A 15324-nucleotide genomic window follows, 5' to 3' on the forward strand; every position below is an offset into this window, starting at 1 on the left:
TAAACCCTATTGAGCAAGTCTGGGCTTGGGTTAAACGCAAACGTAAAGAGTGGCGTCTAGATTGTATCGATACTTTGTTCTTTTATTTCCTCTGGCTATGTGGCAGTTTTTAAGTTCGTTGACTATACCAAGTGCCGCCGCTTTTATAATACTTGCTTTCATAAAAATCCCTATATAAGTTTGATTGAAGCATGCTAAGCGTTAAATAAAAAACTGAAGTTATCTGATAAGAGTACTTGCCTTTTAACTTGTTATAAAATTTAAACACTAGCAATGCAGTTGTTTAGTATAAGTTGTCATTGCCATCAAAATGTAAAGAAAATGTTAACTTATATAATGAATATTGGTAGCAAGTAATGATTGTGTTAACCATTATTTAAGCAAAAAAATGGCAGACAATCTATTAAATTGCCTGCCATTGATATAACAACTGATATAACAACTGATATAACAACGATAAATTCTAATTAGATACAGATATACTTAGAATAAAATACGCACACGAATCGTTTCTTGAACATCCTTTAGCTGGTCTAAAGCCGCGGTTGAGTCGTTATAATCTACATCCATAACGAGATAGCCGACATCGCCTTCTGTCATCAAGCTCTGGGCTAAGATATTAATATTTGCTTCAGCAAACAGGCGGTTAATCTGAGATAGCACACCTGGCACGTTTTTGTGGATATGCAGCAGACGATGCGAGCCTTCTTTAAACGGTACAGACACTTCTGGGAAGTTGACGGCAGTCGCTGTATCGCCTTGGTCAGAATATCTCACAAATTTCTCTGCGACTTCCAGTCCAATATTGGCTTGTGCTTCTTGCGTTGAGCCACCGATATGCGGGGTCAAGATAACATTATCAAACTTACGCAGTGGCGATTCAAACTCTTGATCAGCAGATTTTGGCTCTTTAGGAAAGACGTCAATCGCTGCGCCTAACACTTTACCAGACTCAAGCACAGCGGCAAGATCATCAATCTCGACACACGTACCGCGAGCGGCGTTGATAAAGTAGCTGCCGTCTTTCATTTGCGCGAACTGTTCAGCTTTCATCATATAGCGTGTGCTTGCTACATCAGGTACATGCAAGGTCACGATGTCAGCAGTAGATAGCAGCTCTTCTAAGCTGCCCACTTGTACGGCGTTACCTAGTGGTAGTTTGGTTAAGACATCATGATAGATAACTTTCATACCAAAGCTTTCAGCCAAAACAGACAATTGCGAGCCGATAGAGCCGTAGCCGACAATACCGATGGTCTTGCCGCGCACTTCATGCGAGTTGGTTGCAGACTTACCCCAACCGCCGCGATGAACAGTGGCGTTCTTTTCAGGAATACCGCGGTATAGCATGATGGCTTCAGCCAGTACCAGCTCAGCCACCGAACGGGTATTCGAATATGGCGCGTTAAAGACCGGAATACCGAGCTCACGTGCCGCGTCTAAGTCAACTTGATTGGTACCAATACAGAAACAACCAATACCGATCAGCTTATGTGCGTGCTCAAGCACTTCGCGGGTCAACTGGGTACGCGAGCGAATACCGATAAAATGAGCATCTTTAATCTTTTCAATCAGCTCGTCTTGATCCAATGCATGACTGATATTTTCGATATTCTGATAGCCAGCATTTTGCAATATCTTTAAGGCATTGTCGTGCAGACCTTCAAGCAATAAAAACCGGATTTTGTCTTTTTGGAGTGATAACGCCATGTGAGAACTGTCCTATAATTGTCTTATAAAAATCATCTGAGGGATAAGCTTTGATGAATGAAATGAAAAGAGTCTGGATATCTTACACAAAATTTGACGGAGATGTTAGCAGATTAGATGAATTATTGGTTATCAATCCTGAAAACTTTTTATGCTATAGTGAATCTTTTTATTCCAATGTGTTGCAACCACCTTTTTATATTTTGCACCTATATATAGAGGCAAACTCATAGCGCGCTTCGTTGCCACATTTGCTAAAGTCCAATAATATACACAGTTTATATTGTTATATGATAACTGCCATAATAATCCGCTTTATGCATAGCGCTCACGTTGATACCGAGATTTGACCATGACTTCTTTATCCAGCCAAACCCTATCTGAAACTCATGCAGCTGCTGTTCAAACCATCCTAAGCACTCTGCTTGATACCCACCAGTTTGATGCCAGCCAAATCAAAACTGATGGCGAAAGCTTAGAGCATTGGGGCAAAGACTGGACCAAACATTTTGCGCCTGCTGCTGCTGCTATCGTCTTTCCAAAGACCACAGAGCAAGTACAAACCATCGTGCTACTTGCCAATGAATACAATGTCGTGATAACGCCAAGTGGTGGTCGTACTGGTCTGTCTGCTGGCGCAGTCGCGGCAAATGGTGAGATTGTCGTCAGTATGGATAAAATGAACCGTATCGGACAGTTTTACCCTGCCGATCGTCTGGTTGAGATTGAGGCCGGTGTGGTCACTGAGCAATTGCAGCACTTTGCTGAATCTAAAGATCTCTACTACCCTGTCGACTTTGCCTCGGCCGGCTCTAGCCAAATGGGTGGCAATATCGGCACCAATGCGGGCGGTATTAAAGTCATTCGTTATGGCATGACCCGTCAATGGATCATGGGGCTGACGGTGGTCACTGGTAAAGGTGATATCTTGCAGCTGAATCGCGGTATGGTCAAAAACGCCACGGGATATGATCTGCGCCAGTTGTTTATCGGTAGCGAAGGCACGCTTGGTCTAGTGACGCATGCGCAAATTAAGCTTGAGCGTCAGCCGCAAGACTTAAACGTCATGGTGCTTGGTATGGACAGCTTTAACGATGTGATGAATGTGCTATCGGCTTTTCAAGCGAAGATTGATTTGACGGCTTTTGAATTCTTTGATGATATCGCGATTGATAAGCTCATGGCGCACGGTCAAGTACAAGAACCGTTTGAATCGCGCACCAAGTTCTATACGCTACTCGAGTTTGAAGCGCCATACGAGCCTATCATGGACAAAGCTATGGCGATATTTGAGGATTGCATGGAGCAAGGTTGGGTCGTCGATGGGGTCATGAGCCAAAGTCTGGCACAAGCAGAGGAGCTGTGGAAACTGCGCGAATATATCTCTGAGACCATCTCGGTATTTACCCCTTATAAGAATGATGTCTCCGTACTCATCAGCTATGTGCCTGATTTTATCAATGAGATTGATAGTATCGTCAGCAGCAACTATCCTGACTTTGAAGTCTGTTGGTTCGGTCATATCGGTGATGGTAATTTGCACCTGAATATTCTAAAGCCTGAAAATATGAGCAAAGATGATTTCTTTGCAGAATGTCAAATCGTGAATAAATATGTGTTTGAAACGGTACAAAAATATGGTGGCTCAGTATCTGCTGAGCATGGTGTTGGCATGACCAAAAAGCCTTACCTACACTATAGCCGTAGCGAGACTGAAATTGATTATTTGCGAGAAGTCAAAAAAGTCTTTGACCCAAACAATATTATGAATCGTGGTAAAATTTTTGATATGTGACTGATTGATTGATGGCTTACCCAACCAAGCATCATACTTAACCACTATAAATTGACCATTATAAATTGACCATTATAAAAAGACGCTAACCCTTTCGGCTTAGCGTCTTTTTACTACTTTTACTTTTCACTACTTTTATAGAGGATTTAATCCAAAACCTATCAGACTTGTACTTTTTAACTTACAAATACAATAGTATCAATGCCACCACCAGCAACGCGCTTAAAAAGGCTTGGACAACTAGAAATGCTTGATGCGGAGCGGCAATATGGCGAAACATATTACCCAAGGCATTATAAGTAATGCCGGCGGCTTTTATATGCGGCAGCGTCTCAAAGGTTTTGATGATTTGTAAAAACTGCTCGGTACGCTCAGGCGACCAATCATGCGGGGCAAACGGTAAAAAAGGAGACAGCTGGGTAGCTTGCACTTTGGTAGCGGGCGACCACAACCAACGCTCCAAAAATAATAAGCGCATACGCCAATCGACAAAGCTACGCTGATTGATACCCTGCAATAGCAACACTTCAACGTTCTTGTGACGGCTGTCAGCAAAAATACGCTGCGTTAGAGCAGATACTTTCGCTTTTTCACCTTCAATACATTGTAAAAAATGACCATTGCCATAACATAAAGTACCTGTGATACCTTGCTGTTGATTATAATCACGCGCATGTGCTTCTACGTCTTCAAATATCGTGGCACTTAAACGCGAGCCAAGCGTCAGGCTGCTAACATACACCAACTGTACCAATGCGGTGTCTTGTATTTCATCCAATTTACTAAATGCAGTAGTATGGGTCAAAGGTATCATTAAAATTCCTAAAAGGTCGCTCTTAAATGCGACCGAACAAAGCAAGCCAAATCAAATGACATGAACCAATAAACGGTAGGGACTCACAAAAACCTAGCAAATAGTTACGACGCTTGACTGTCATTGACACGCTACATTGGTATGATGATTATCGAAATCAGTCGTGATAAGCCAAACTAGTATTGGCCAAAAGTAATGAGAGATGCTATAGAATTTGGGCACTATTAGAACAAATGCTATTTATCCAAATACGTTATCCAAGCACAATTGATTCAGCTACTAGCTAGGCCAGTCTTATTGAATGTTAGCCTTTTATATGAGATATAGTCTTCATAACTTATTGTAAATAAAAAGATAAATTATTGTAACGATTATATAATCCCATTGGAATATTTTTAGCGACTTTGTTACACGAAAGTTTTTAACTTCACGATATTTATTAATACCAACGCTTTACGACATTTATTGAAACAGCAGACAGGAACATTATGAGTAAAATCGAAAAACCAGACGACTTTCACCTCACGATTGCTGAGATTAAGAAAAAAGACTATCCCCAATTAAAAGCCCTAATGGACCGTGTGTACGTAAACTTAGGCGGTGCATGGTCAAAGACCACTATTAACACCTTGATTGATGCTTTTCCGGAAGGACAGATTGCGTTATTTGATCATGATCAACTGATTGGCATTGTGCTATCGATGCGCGTTGATTATGCTAAATTCTCTAACCCGCATACCTATGATGACTTGATTGGGCATAAAGAAATTATCAGAGACAACCCAGAAGGTGATGCTATTTATGGCTTAGATGCACTGATTGATCCTGAATATCGTGGCTACCGTTTGGGTCGTCGTCTTTATGATGCGCGTAAAGAGCTGTGTCGTCAGTTGAATTTCCGCGCTATATTGGCTGGTGGTCGTATTCCTAATTACTATAATCACAAAGATTTAACCCCTGGTGAATACATCGATGCGGTCGAGTCACGTGAAATCCACGACTCCGCCCTTTCCTTCCAATTGTCCAATGGCTTTATTGTTAAGCGTATTTTGACTGCTTATTTGCCAGATGATGCCCAGTCTAAAGGCTTTGCGACCTTGCTCGAATGGGCCAATATCTATTATGAGCCCAAAGACTATAAGCCAAACACCCGTAAGTCAGAAGTGCGTATCGGTGGTATTCAGTGGCAAATGCGTGAGGTCGAATCCCCTGAGGAGCTGCTACAACAAGTAGAGTTTTTTGTCGATGTCATGGCGGATTACAACTCTGACTTTGCTTGCTTACCAGAGTTTTTTAATGCACCATTGATGGGACTGTGTGAGTCAACGGATCAAAACATTGCGATTCGCTTTTTGGCAGGTTATACCGAATGGTTCAAAAATGAAGTCTCGCATCTAGCAGTCAGCTATAACGTCAATGTTATTATGGGCTCCATGCCATTATTAGATGAAGACGATACGCTGTACAATGTCAGTTATCTGTGTCGCCGCGATGGTACAGTTGAAGAGCAGCGCAAGATTCATATTACCCCGCATGAACGTAGCGCATGGGTCATTGAGGGTGGCGACGAGGTCAAAGTATTCGATACCGATGCGGGTCGTATTGGTATTTTGGTCTGCTACGACGTTGAGTTTCCTGAGCTTGCCCGCTTACTGGCGCTTGACGATATGGATATTTTGTTCGTGCCTTTTTGGACGGATACCAAAAACGGCTATTTGCGTGTGCGCCACTGTGCCCAAGCACGGGCTATTGAAAATGAATGTTATGTGATGATTTGCGGCTCGGTAGGTAACTTACCGCAAGTTGAGAGTTTAGACATTCAATATGCCCAGTCGTCTATTTTTTCACCATCAGATTTTGCTTTCCCGCATGATGCGATTATGGCGGAAACAACGGCAAACACTGAAATGATTTTCTTCTCAGATGTGAATTTAGATAAGCTCACTCATGTTCGTAATGAAGGTTCGGTGCATAATTTAATTGATCGCCGCGATGATTTGTTTAGCTTAAAATGGAAGAAAAAAGCAAAAGTGCCAGTGAGCAAATTGACTGACGAAGAGCGCCGTGAAAACTCAGGTAGCGTTCTTATTGGCAATCCATTACAAAATCGTGCGCAAAAGCCTTGATCTATAGTTAAAATATCTCAAAAACGCTACAGTACTGCTGGTATAAATTTTTTGCAGCCTCTGTCTGCGTAGGCACAGCAAGCAAGAAAAATGAATATCAGTAGTACTTGAGGTATCGATATTACTTTTCCCTGACTATATGCATACAAAGACGAAATTTATCTAAAAATACTTTAATAAACGGCTGACCATTCAGCCGTTTATTTTTATCTATTAAAAAACATTGAGAGTAAAAAAAGCAGACACTATGATAATGGATAGCAAAAACAGTAAGAAAGCACTGAAAAAATCACCGAAGCAAAAGGTGCTGTCTGTATTTAAAACCATACTGATGTATGGTTTGATATTTGCGCTAATTTATACCGCGGTCAATTGGTGGCGACAACCCGTCATGCCAGCCAATCCACAGTTGCAATTGACGGATTATAAAGGTCAAGCAGTTGACCTAGCAGCGCTGAGTGAGAAGCCAACGCTGATATATTTTTGGGGTACATGGTGTCCGATTTGCCGTGTTACCTCGCCGACGATAGACAAGCTTGCCGCAGCAGATAATTATCCAGTGGTTACGATTGCGATTAAGTCTGGTTCAGATCAAGAGCTACACACTTATATGAGCGAGCACAATTACCGCTTTACCACGGTGAATGACCAAGAGGGAGAGATATTCGCCGATTGGCAAGGACAAGTGACGCCATCGTATGTGATTTTAAAAGATGGGAAAATGACTCAAGGGTTGACTGGTATTCAGCTTGAATGGTCATTGAAGCTTAGATTGTGGTTAAGCTCGATACAAACGTAAAAACCTGCTAATCGCGCTGGCTATGGCAGTAATTTTAGTCGTAATAAAAATCAAGCGGTACTGCCTATAAAAAAGCCACTAGACGCTAAAAAATTAGAGTCTAGTGGCTTTGACTATTAAAGGAGCATCTTATTTATTTTTTTGGATCTCTTTGACTGCGGCACGAGCAGCAGCACTCACTGCTACAACTAGAGGCACGTCGAACTGCGGTTGAAGTCTAACAGCCGAAGCTGAGAGTGGCCCACCGCCCATAATGACTGCTTCGGCCCCATCTTCCTCAATGGATACTTTCACCGCTTTAGCTAGCGCTGCATCAAGCGCTTCTGGTGACTTCACAAGTTCAATCGGATCACCAGGTGTCACGCGCGTACCGCGATACTGTTTTTCGTAGCCTAATGATATCGCTTTCTCTCGAAACGAGCGTATCAAACTCTCATCAGGAGTGACCGTAACAATACCAAAAGCGCGACCGTTCAACGCCGCTTCATGAAAAACTGCTTCTCCGATACCAAAGACTGGGATCTTAACTTTGGAGCGCAATTCTTCTAGACCTGGATCGCTAAAAGCGGATACGATAATAGCAGAGACTCGCTCATCCATAGCAGCCTCCACTCCGATTCTAACGACGCCAGACGCAGCATCTTCCATATCCTTTGGCGTAGTCAATAATGGTGGCGCGCCATCATTGCTGTAGCCTTCGACCATGACCACACCTGCAGTCTCAGCGCGCGCCAAATCGGACATGGATTTGGTTGCTGTAGCATTTGAGTTAGGGTTAATCAAAATAATAATTTTGCCAGTCTCATTGTATAAAGGCGCGGCCATCGTCACTGACGAACTAAGGCCGACCGTCATTAATCCTACACAAAACGTCATTGAACGTATCAGCTTTACTGCTACCTTTTCTAGGCTAAAAATATGAAACGAGGGAGCTTTATACGTGTAATCCATGACACTGTATCCTCTAGTGGTTAGTAGGTCGCTAGTAATATTAAGCTTTTATCTTGCTGTGCAAGCTTGATGACCAACGGTAGTTAAAAAAACCTATACAACGATATTTTCTGTCATATAGGTTTTAGTGAATGGTTCATACATAAGATAGTTTATAGTTAATGAAACTTACGACATAAAACGCTGCGCTGCTGGCATCTTAAGCATCAATACCCAATAGATGATACCCGCTGGGAGTAAGCTGGCATACCAAGAAACGCTACTAAAAATAAGAGCAACGACGATACCAACACCCATAGCAATGATAGCAGCCATGTTGACGCCTTTATACGGACCGTTCGGATCATAAAGCTTATCGATATCAAGCTTTTGCTTACGCAGAATATAATAATCCACTACTAAGATTGCAAATATCGGACCTAAGAATGCTGAATAGGTTTGGATAAATAAGTTTAACCCTGCGGCAGATTCGTCTTTTACCAATTCCCAAGGGAAAGTGCCAAAAGCAAGTAAGCCCACAATAACAGCAGCGGTTTTATACTTAATTTTGAAGATATCCATCAACGCATAAGCTGGTGGTACCACGTTGTTTAAAATATTGGTGGTAACCTGTGCAAAAGCGATGAACAGCATAGTGATAATCAATAGTGGTTTGTTGTCGACGGCACTGGAAAACACTTTAATAGGGTCAACTTCACCCGTAGCACTGGTCACCATCAAGCCAATCAAACCCATAAAGAGCGTGGCTGGCAGAATTGAGTTAGCATAGATTGCGACTTGCCGAAATAAGCCTACATTTTTATGTAATTCGCGGGAATAGTCAGAGACGTTGAGCATCATGGTGCTGTAAACACCTAAGAACAACATCGTTGCAGCCCAAAATGGCGTGCCCCAAGTACCTTCAACATTGACAAGATTGGTTGAGATTGCATCGCCGTATTTATTAATAACACTGATAAACATGTAAATAAGTGAGCCAATAATAAAAACCGAACCGATATTTTCAAGCCATTTAATACCGTGAAAACCTAAAACGGATAGAGCAATCTGTAAGAACTGAAAACCTACGAAGAATACCACTAGATTACTATAGCCAAATAAGGCATCAGATACTAAGTTTAATGCGCCAGCGCCAATCCAGCTTTGAAAGCCATACCATACAATAGCTGGAACGGAACGCACTAATGCTGGAATACGATTACCTGCAAAGCCAAATGAAGATCTACACTGCACCATAAATGGAATGCCATATACATGGCCGGCGCGTCCATTGATCATCAAGGCTGCACCAATGACGGTACAACCAATAGAGATGGCTACAACCACTTGCAACAAGTTCAACGTACCGACAAGGCCTGAGCCTACTGTGAATGTGGCGATGGATACACAGCCACCTAACCATGCAAATAGATAAGACCAAGGATCCATAATTCGCGTGGTTTGTGGCGCAAGGCTTTCTTGACCAACTGTCTTATGATCAATCGTCTCCACACCTGCCGTAGCTGCGACCGCTTTTACATTTTCCATTACCTTCTCCTTCCTTGAGAAAACTTATAACTTAATCTAGGATTGTTTAGTTTTGAATAGGTTTTGCATAAGCGCCAATTTTGCTGGTTTTCAGACCACAACCAACCAAAGCCTCGACCATACGAGTCGCGACAGTAACGCCATCAATAACAGGAACGCCGGTTTCTTGAGTTAACCATTCTGTTAGATCAGCCATGCCAGCACAGCCTAAAACAACGGCTTCGCAATTGTCCTCCGCTACAGCACGCAAAATCTCATCACGAACCTTTTCACGTGCTCCTGAGCCTGACTCCTCTAGGGCTAACACCTCAATTGAGGCAGAGCGTACACGTCTACAGCGATGAGATAGCCCATAACCATGAATAAGCGCTTCAATGACAGGAACAGAGCGCGGCAAGGTGGTGACGACGCTAAAAGAAGTTGAAATCATGCTTGCCGCTTTGACTGCAGCCTCACAAATACCAAGAACGGGTCCTGAAAATACTTCACGACAAGCGCCAATACCGGGATCATCAAAACAGGCAACAACAACGCCATCGATACCGTCTGCTTCAGCTTGCTTTAGACGAGCCAGCAAACCCGGTACAGACATCGCTTCATCATAGTGACCTTGAATAGAGGCAGGGGCGTCCGTTCCAGATGCCCCTATAATTTCTGTCCCTACACTGGCTTTTTGACGTGCGCTTTCTACGATTTTATCAGTCATAGAAGTTGTCGAATTAGGGTTCATAACTAAGATTTTCATAGGGACTCACCTTGGATCATTATTTGATTGAAGACAAAGAATATTTGTTAACAATCATTGTTAACTATTATTGTTAACAAAACAACCGATTTTATTATTATTTGTTGTGAATAAGGGTTCAGCGCACTATAATCTCGGCTATGACTAAATCAAAATCGAAAAAATTGGCTCCAGAAACTGATGAGATACCAGAACAGGCGATCATAAGCTCCATTACGGCTGCAGTATCAGAACAGAGACTGCCAGCAGGAACTAAGTTGGGTGAGCAAATGTTGAGCAACTTATTCAACTGTAATAGAGCCAATGTTAGGCGCGCACTGTCTACACTGGCCACGATGCACGTTGTACAGTTGCGCCCTAATAAAGGTGCTTTTATTTCGACACCGTCACCCAAGGAAGCCGAAGATGTGTTTGAGGCTCGTCGAACTATTGAGCGCACGTTGGCTCAGAGCGTGATTCAGAACGCTCGTTCTCAAGATATAGCGGATATGCGTGCCATAATAGCGGCTGAAGCTGAAGCGCGGACGCAAGGTGATAAACCCGCAGAATTGCGCCTATCGCGTGAGTTCCATATGAAGTTGGCTACCATTGCCGATAACCAAGTGTTAGAGCGGTTTTTGACTGAACTGACGTTGCGCACTACGTTGATTATTGGCTTATATAATAAAGTAGGCTCTTCTAACTGTGCGGAAGATGAACATCTAGGCATCGTACAAGCGCTTGAAGCGAAAGATGAAAAACGCTTCATCTTCTTAATTGATCAGCATTTAAATCATTTAGAGTCTGGGCTCGACTTCCAACGTACTGCACAGCCTTTCTTTACTTTAGCAGAGCAGCTAACCATCACATCAACCTGAATACCTTAAAAGGTACGTGTTGCTTTAAAATTACGATGCTTTGGTATCGAATCTCAATGACAGTCAGGTCGCTGCAAAACAATCTATTATGTACTCCCAATCAAACTTCTTGCATCAGTCATCGCTAAACGTAGAAGCTGTGTTAACGCGGCTTAATGAATCAGTATGCAAGAGGTTTACTAGATTCAGTCCTAAATAAAAGAAGTACAAATATTATCAATCACTACTGGGGTTAATTTTTCTTGCTTGCTGTAGCTAGCAGACAGAGGCTGCGAATAATTCACCCCAGTAGTCCTGTACTCTTTTAAAAGTGGATCAACTATAGCTTTTATCTTGAATATCTTATTCCCTATTTTTAGTCCCTTATTTATCCTATAATAGGTGGCCTTGATTTTAGTAGTCATGCCCGCCATTTCGTAAATCACCATTTGATGTATCCCATCGCAATCAATAGCTTTTTATTATGTAAATCTTCCCACTGTATAAATAGAGACAAAGACAACGACTATGACTGAATCTATCGACTATAAAGACACGCTAAACCTTGCCGATACGCCATTTGCGATGCGCGCAAACCTTGCCAAACGTGAGCCAGATTGGCTAGCGGCTTGGGAAGCCGACGATGTATACGGTAAAATCCGTCAGGCACGTACTGGGGCAACCAAATACATTTTGCATGATGGTCCTCCCTACGCCAACGGTCAGATTCACTTGGGTCACGCGGTCAATAAAGTATTAAAAGACATTATCGTCAAGTCAAAAACCTTATCGGGCTTTGATGCGCCTTATGTGCCCGGTTGGGACTGTCATGGTCTGCCTATCGAGCAAAAGGTCGAAGCAAAGTACGGCAAAGTCGGTCAAAAGGTCTCTGCAACAGAATTCCGCGGTCTATGTCGTGAATACGCCAGTACACAGATCGAATTGCAAAAAGCGGACTTTAAACGTCTGGGTGTGTTTGGGGATTGGGACAATCCTTATCTGACGATGAACTTCCATCAAGAAGCCAACATCGTGCGCGCCCTTGCCAAAATTTATAACAATGGTCATGTCACTCGCGGCATGAAACCCGTCAACTGGTGCTTAGACTGTAGCTCTGCACTGGCTGAGGCCGAAGTGGAATATCAAGATAAAGTTTCAGACGCCATTTATGTCAGTTTTGATATTGTAGACAGTGACAAAATTGCGGCATTGGCTAAGATAGACGGCAATATCGCTGCCGTTATCTGGACGACGACACCTTGGACATTGCCTGCGAACCAAGCTATTGCCGTACATCCTGAACATGACTATAGTGTGGTCGCTACTGAAAACGGCAACTTACTATTAGCAACTGACTTGGTTGAGTCGGCGTTAAGTGAATTTAAACTCGAAAATAAAGGCGTCCTAGCGACCGTATCAGGTCGTGAGCTTGAAGGTCTACATGCTCAGCATCCGCTGATCAAAGCGCGTCAAGTGCCATTAATCTTGGGCGATCACGTGACTACTGATAGCGGTACTGGCTTGGTACACACGGCACCAGGTCACGGTCTTGACGATTACATCGTCGGTCTAAAATATAATTTGCCTGTTGAAAACCCAGTCAGCGGTACGGGCGTTTATTTGGAAAGCGCGGCGGTATTTGCCGGTGAGCATATCTATAAAGCCAATCCACAAATCATCGCTGCCCTACATGATAACGGTCATCTGGTTAGCCATACCAAAATTGAGCACAGCTATCCGCATTGCTGGCGTCATAAATCGCCAATCATTTTCCGTGCGACGCCGCAGTGGTTTATTAGCATGGAAACTAAAGGCTTACGTGAGCGCGCACTCGCTGATATTCCAACGGTTCAATGGACACCAGCATGGGGTCAAAACCGTATCGAATCTATGATGACAGGTCGCCCTGACTGGTGTATCTCCCGCCAGCGTACGTGGGGCGTACCGATTGCTTTCTTTACTCATAAAGAAACGGGTGAGCTGCATCCAAACACGCCCGCGCTGATGGAAATTGCCGCACAGAAAATTGCCGAGGGCGGCGTAGAAGCATGGTTTGATGCCAGCTGTGAGGATTTTTTAGGCGAGCAAGCTGCTGATTATGATAAAGCGACGGATACCTTAGACGTTTGGTTTGACTCAGGTACCACGCATTTTGCCGTACTCGATCAACGTGACGAGCTGACCAATCCTGCTGATATGTATTTGGAAGGCTCTGATCAACATCGTGGCTGGTTCCAGACGTCATTGCTGACCTCAGAAGCCATGTACGGACGTCCACCATTTAAGCAAGTATTGACCCATGGTTTTGTGGTTGATGAAAACGGTCGCAAGATGAGCAAATCACTGGGTAATATCATCACCCCGCAAGAAGAGATCAATAAAACGGGCGCCGATATGCTGCGCTTGTGGATTGCGTCGAGCGATTATCGTTATGAGATGAGCGCGGGTAAAACTGTCTTTAAGGGTGCAATCGATATGTATCGCCGCATTCGTAATACCCTGCGCTTCTTGCTTGCCAATACCGATGATTTTGAACCTGCGACCAATAGTGTTGATATTAATGAGCTGGTTAGCCTCGATAAATTCATCATTGAGCGTGCGCAAACGGTACAAGCACAAATCATCAGTGCTTATGATGCGATGGACTTTCACCAAGTCACACAGCATATCACCGCATTCTGCTCGCAAGACTTGGGCAGCTTCTATCTAGATATTATTAAAGACCGTCAATACACCACCCAAACTGATGGACAGCCGCGCCGCTCTGCGCAAACAGCGATTTACCATATTGCTGAAGCATTGATTCGCTGGATTACGCCGATTTTATCCTTTACCGCGCAAGAAGCATGGGAAGTATTGCATGGCACTAATAGCTATGTGTTTACTGAAGAATGGCATACCTTCCCAACGTTTGAGCTGAGCGCTATTAGCAATGATGACTGGCAACGTATCATGCTCGCAAAAGATATGGTCAATAAGCATATCGAAACCGCGCGCGGCGAAAAAATCATCAATGCCAACTTATCCGCTGACGTCATTCTATATGCTGATGGTGCCATGCACGAAAGCTTAGCCAAGCTCGGTGAAGAGCTACGTTTTGTCCTTATTACCAGCAGCGCAACCTTAAAGCCTTTGAGCGCTGCTCCTACTGATGCAGTAAGCACAGACGAGCAAACGGACAACAGTACAGCGGCAGATTTAGTGGTCAAAATAAAGGCTGCAACGGGCACCAAGTGCGTACGCTGCTGGCATATCCGTAATGACATCGGTACCGATAGCGCACACCCTGAACTGTGTGCTCGCTGCGTCACCAACGTCAGCGGTAATGGCGAGGTGCGCCACTATGCTTAATCCAACGCCCAATCCAACAGATTCGCCGGATAATAAACAGCCGCCTATCGACGTCGACAATTCACCCAAACCGGCTCATGCAACCACAGGTAGCTCATCGACACCTAAGAGTCGCTTGAAGAAGACGCCAAAGATGGTCGCTAATGGTCGCCTTGCGCTTACTTGGTATCTGTTGTCACTGGTCGTGATTATCCTTGATCAGTGGACAAAATGGTTAGCTGAGACCAATCTGACTTTTCTTGAACCTGTACCTGTGATTGAGCCGTTTCTAAATTGGACGCTCGCTTATAACTACGGCGCTGCTTTTAGCTTTTTGGCGGATGCCGGCGGTTGGCAAAAGTGGTTTTTTGCAGGACTGGCGCTATTAATGTCGCTATTCTTGATAGGTTATCTAGCTAAAGCGCCTCGACAAGCCAAGCTCTTATCACTTGGGTTAGCCTTGGTGTTAGGCGGTGCCGTGGGTAATTTAATCGATCGCTTATTACATGGTCACGTCATCGATTTTATTCATGTACATTACGCGGACGTTTGGCATTATCCGATTTTTAATATCGCGGATATCGGCATCTGTATCGGTGTAGCACTGATTGTGATTGATATGCTGTTTCTAGAAAAAAAGCGTGAAATGCCACGCTCTTAATTTAAAATAGTATGATTAATATTTCGGTTT

Annotated in this window: 12 protein-coding genes; 6 read left to right on the forward strand and 6 right to left on the reverse strand. The window is 43.6% G+C overall.

Annotated features, from left to right (window positions below; genetic code table 11):
• Positions 1 to 483: 483 nt before the first annotated feature.
• A complete protein-coding gene (serA, locus tag JMW90_RS06335) occupies positions 484 to 1710 on the reverse strand; it encodes a phosphoglycerate dehydrogenase (RefSeq protein WP_201562336.1) in 1227 nt (408 codons plus the stop codon).
• A gap of 352 nt (positions 1711 to 2062) precedes the next feature.
• Here serA and JMW90_RS06340 point away from each other — a divergent pair, with 352 nt between their 5' ends.
• The gene (locus tag JMW90_RS06340; protein WP_201562338.1) at positions 2063 to 3505 is read left to right on the forward strand and encodes an FAD-binding oxidoreductase; all 1443 of its coding nucleotides are present in this window, start codon (positions 2063 to 2065) and stop codon (positions 3503 to 3505) included.
• Positions 3506 to 3686: 181 nt separating this feature from the next.
• On the opposite strand, the gene JMW90_RS06345 is transcribed toward JMW90_RS06340, so the two are convergent.
• On the reverse strand, positions 3687 to 4319 hold the full coding sequence (locus JMW90_RS06345; protein ID WP_201562340.1) for a BLUF domain-containing protein: 633 nt from the start codon (positions 4317 to 4319) through the stop codon (positions 3687 to 3689).
• Positions 4320 to 4807: 488 nt separating this feature from the next.
• Between JMW90_RS06345 and JMW90_RS06350 the strand changes: the two genes are divergently transcribed.
• Together JMW90_RS06350 and JMW90_RS06355 are read left to right on the forward strand one after the other, a co-directional pair.
• A complete protein-coding gene (locus JMW90_RS06350) occupies positions 4808 to 6445 on the forward strand; it encodes a carbon-nitrogen hydrolase family protein (protein ID WP_201562342.1) in 1638 nt (545 codons plus the stop codon).
• 247 nt (positions 6446 to 6692) lie between these two features.
• A complete protein-coding gene (locus tag JMW90_RS06355; RefSeq protein WP_227691889.1) occupies positions 6693 to 7244 on the forward strand; it encodes a protein disulfide oxidoreductase in 552 nt (183 codons plus the stop codon).
• A 129-nt stretch (positions 7245 to 7373) separates the two neighbouring features.
• On the opposite strand, the gene JMW90_RS06360 is transcribed toward JMW90_RS06355, so the two are convergent.
• The 3 genes from JMW90_RS06360 to JMW90_RS06370 form a co-directional block, all read right to left on the reverse strand.
• A complete protein-coding gene (locus tag JMW90_RS06360; protein WP_201562344.1) occupies positions 7374 to 8195 on the reverse strand; it encodes an aspartate/glutamate racemase family protein in 822 nt (273 codons plus the stop codon).
• Between the two features lie 168 nt (positions 8196 to 8363).
• Positions 8364 to 9722: an NCS1 family transporter gene (locus tag JMW90_RS06365; protein WP_201562347.1), complete on the reverse strand. Its 1359-nt coding sequence runs from the start codon at positions 9720 to 9722 to the stop codon at positions 8364 to 8366.
• Positions 9723 to 9768: 46 nt separating this feature from the next.
• Positions 9769 to 10467, reverse strand: a complete 699-nt coding sequence (locus tag JMW90_RS06370; RefSeq protein WP_201562349.1) for an aspartate/glutamate racemase family protein — start codon at positions 10465 to 10467, stop codon at positions 9769 to 9771.
• Between the two features lie 140 nt (positions 10468 to 10607).
• Here JMW90_RS06370 and JMW90_RS06375 point away from each other — a divergent pair, with 140 nt between their 5' ends.
• A complete protein-coding gene (locus tag JMW90_RS06375; protein ID WP_201562351.1) occupies positions 10608 to 11324 on the forward strand; it encodes a GntR family transcriptional regulator in 717 nt (238 codons plus the stop codon).
• A 191-nt stretch (positions 11325 to 11515) separates the two neighbouring features.
• On the opposite strand, the gene JMW90_RS06380 is transcribed toward JMW90_RS06375, so the two are convergent.
• On the reverse strand, positions 11516 to 11752 hold the full coding sequence (locus JMW90_RS06380; protein WP_201562353.1) for a hypothetical protein: 237 nt from the start codon (positions 11750 to 11752) through the stop codon (positions 11516 to 11518).
• A gap of 79 nt (positions 11753 to 11831) precedes the next feature.
• On the opposite strand from JMW90_RS06380, the gene ileS reads away from it, so the two are divergent.
• Together ileS and lspA are read left to right on the forward strand one after the other, a co-directional pair.
• A complete protein-coding gene (gene ileS, locus JMW90_RS06385) occupies positions 11832 to 14654 on the forward strand; it encodes an isoleucine--tRNA ligase (RefSeq protein WP_201562355.1) in 2823 nt (940 codons plus the stop codon).
• Positions 14647 to 15294, forward strand: coding sequence for a signal peptidase II (gene lspA / locus JMW90_RS06390; RefSeq protein ID WP_201562357.1), 648 nt, complete (start codon positions 14647 to 14649; stop codon positions 15292 to 15294). Before ileS ends, lspA begins: the two co-directional genes overlap by 8 nt.
• The last annotated feature ends 30 nt before the right edge of the window (positions 15295 to 15324 follow it).

Origin of the sequence: Psychrobacter glacincola (assembly GCF_904846215.1) — a bacterium.
In the GTDB taxonomy this organism is placed as follows: domain Bacteria; phylum Pseudomonadota; class Gammaproteobacteria; order Pseudomonadales; family Moraxellaceae; genus Psychrobacter; species Psychrobacter glacincola.

What these genes read in the sequence shown, in the direction of transcription:
- JMW90_RS06375 (WP_201562351.1), top strand. Translation starts at nt 10,608, where the DNA reads ATGACTAAATCAAAATCGAAAAAATTGGCTCCAGAAACTGATGAGATA.
- JMW90_RS06380 (WP_201562353.1), bottom strand. Translation starts at nt 11,752, where the DNA reads ATGGTGATTTACGAAATGGCGGGCATGACTACTAAAATCAAGGCCACC.
- JMW90_RS06360 (WP_201562344.1), bottom strand. Translation starts at nt 8,195, where the DNA reads ATGGATTACACGTATAAAGCTCCCTCGTTTCATATTTTTAGCCTAGAA.
- JMW90_RS06370 (WP_201562349.1), bottom strand. Translation starts at nt 10,467, where the DNA reads ATGAAAATCTTAGTTATGAACCCTAATTCGACAACTTCTATGACTGAT.
- JMW90_RS06345 (WP_201562340.1), bottom strand. Translation starts at nt 4,319, where the DNA reads ATGATACCTTTGACCCATACTACTGCATTTAGTAAATTGGATGAAATA.
- ileS (WP_201562355.1), top strand. Translation starts at nt 11,832, where the DNA reads ATGACTGAATCTATCGACTATAAAGACACGCTAAACCTTGCCGATACG.
- lspA (WP_201562357.1), top strand. Translation starts at nt 14,647, where the DNA reads ATGCTTAATCCAACGCCCAATCCAACAGATTCGCCGGATAATAAACAG.
- JMW90_RS06350 (WP_201562342.1), top strand. Translation starts at nt 4,808, where the DNA reads ATGAGTAAAATCGAAAAACCAGACGACTTTCACCTCACGATTGCTGAG.
- JMW90_RS06340 (WP_201562338.1), top strand. Translation starts at nt 2,063, where the DNA reads ATGACTTCTTTATCCAGCCAAACCCTATCTGAAACTCATGCAGCTGCT.
- serA (WP_201562336.1), bottom strand. Translation starts at nt 1,710, where the DNA reads ATGGCGTTATCACTCCAAAAAGACAAAATCCGGTTTTTATTGCTTGAA.
- JMW90_RS06355 (WP_227691889.1), top strand. Translation starts at nt 6,693, where the DNA reads ATGATAATGGATAGCAAAAACAGTAAGAAAGCACTGAAAAAATCACCG.
- JMW90_RS06365 (WP_201562347.1), bottom strand. Translation starts at nt 9,722, where the DNA reads ATGGAAAATGTAAAAGCGGTCGCAGCTACGGCAGGTGTGGAGACGATT.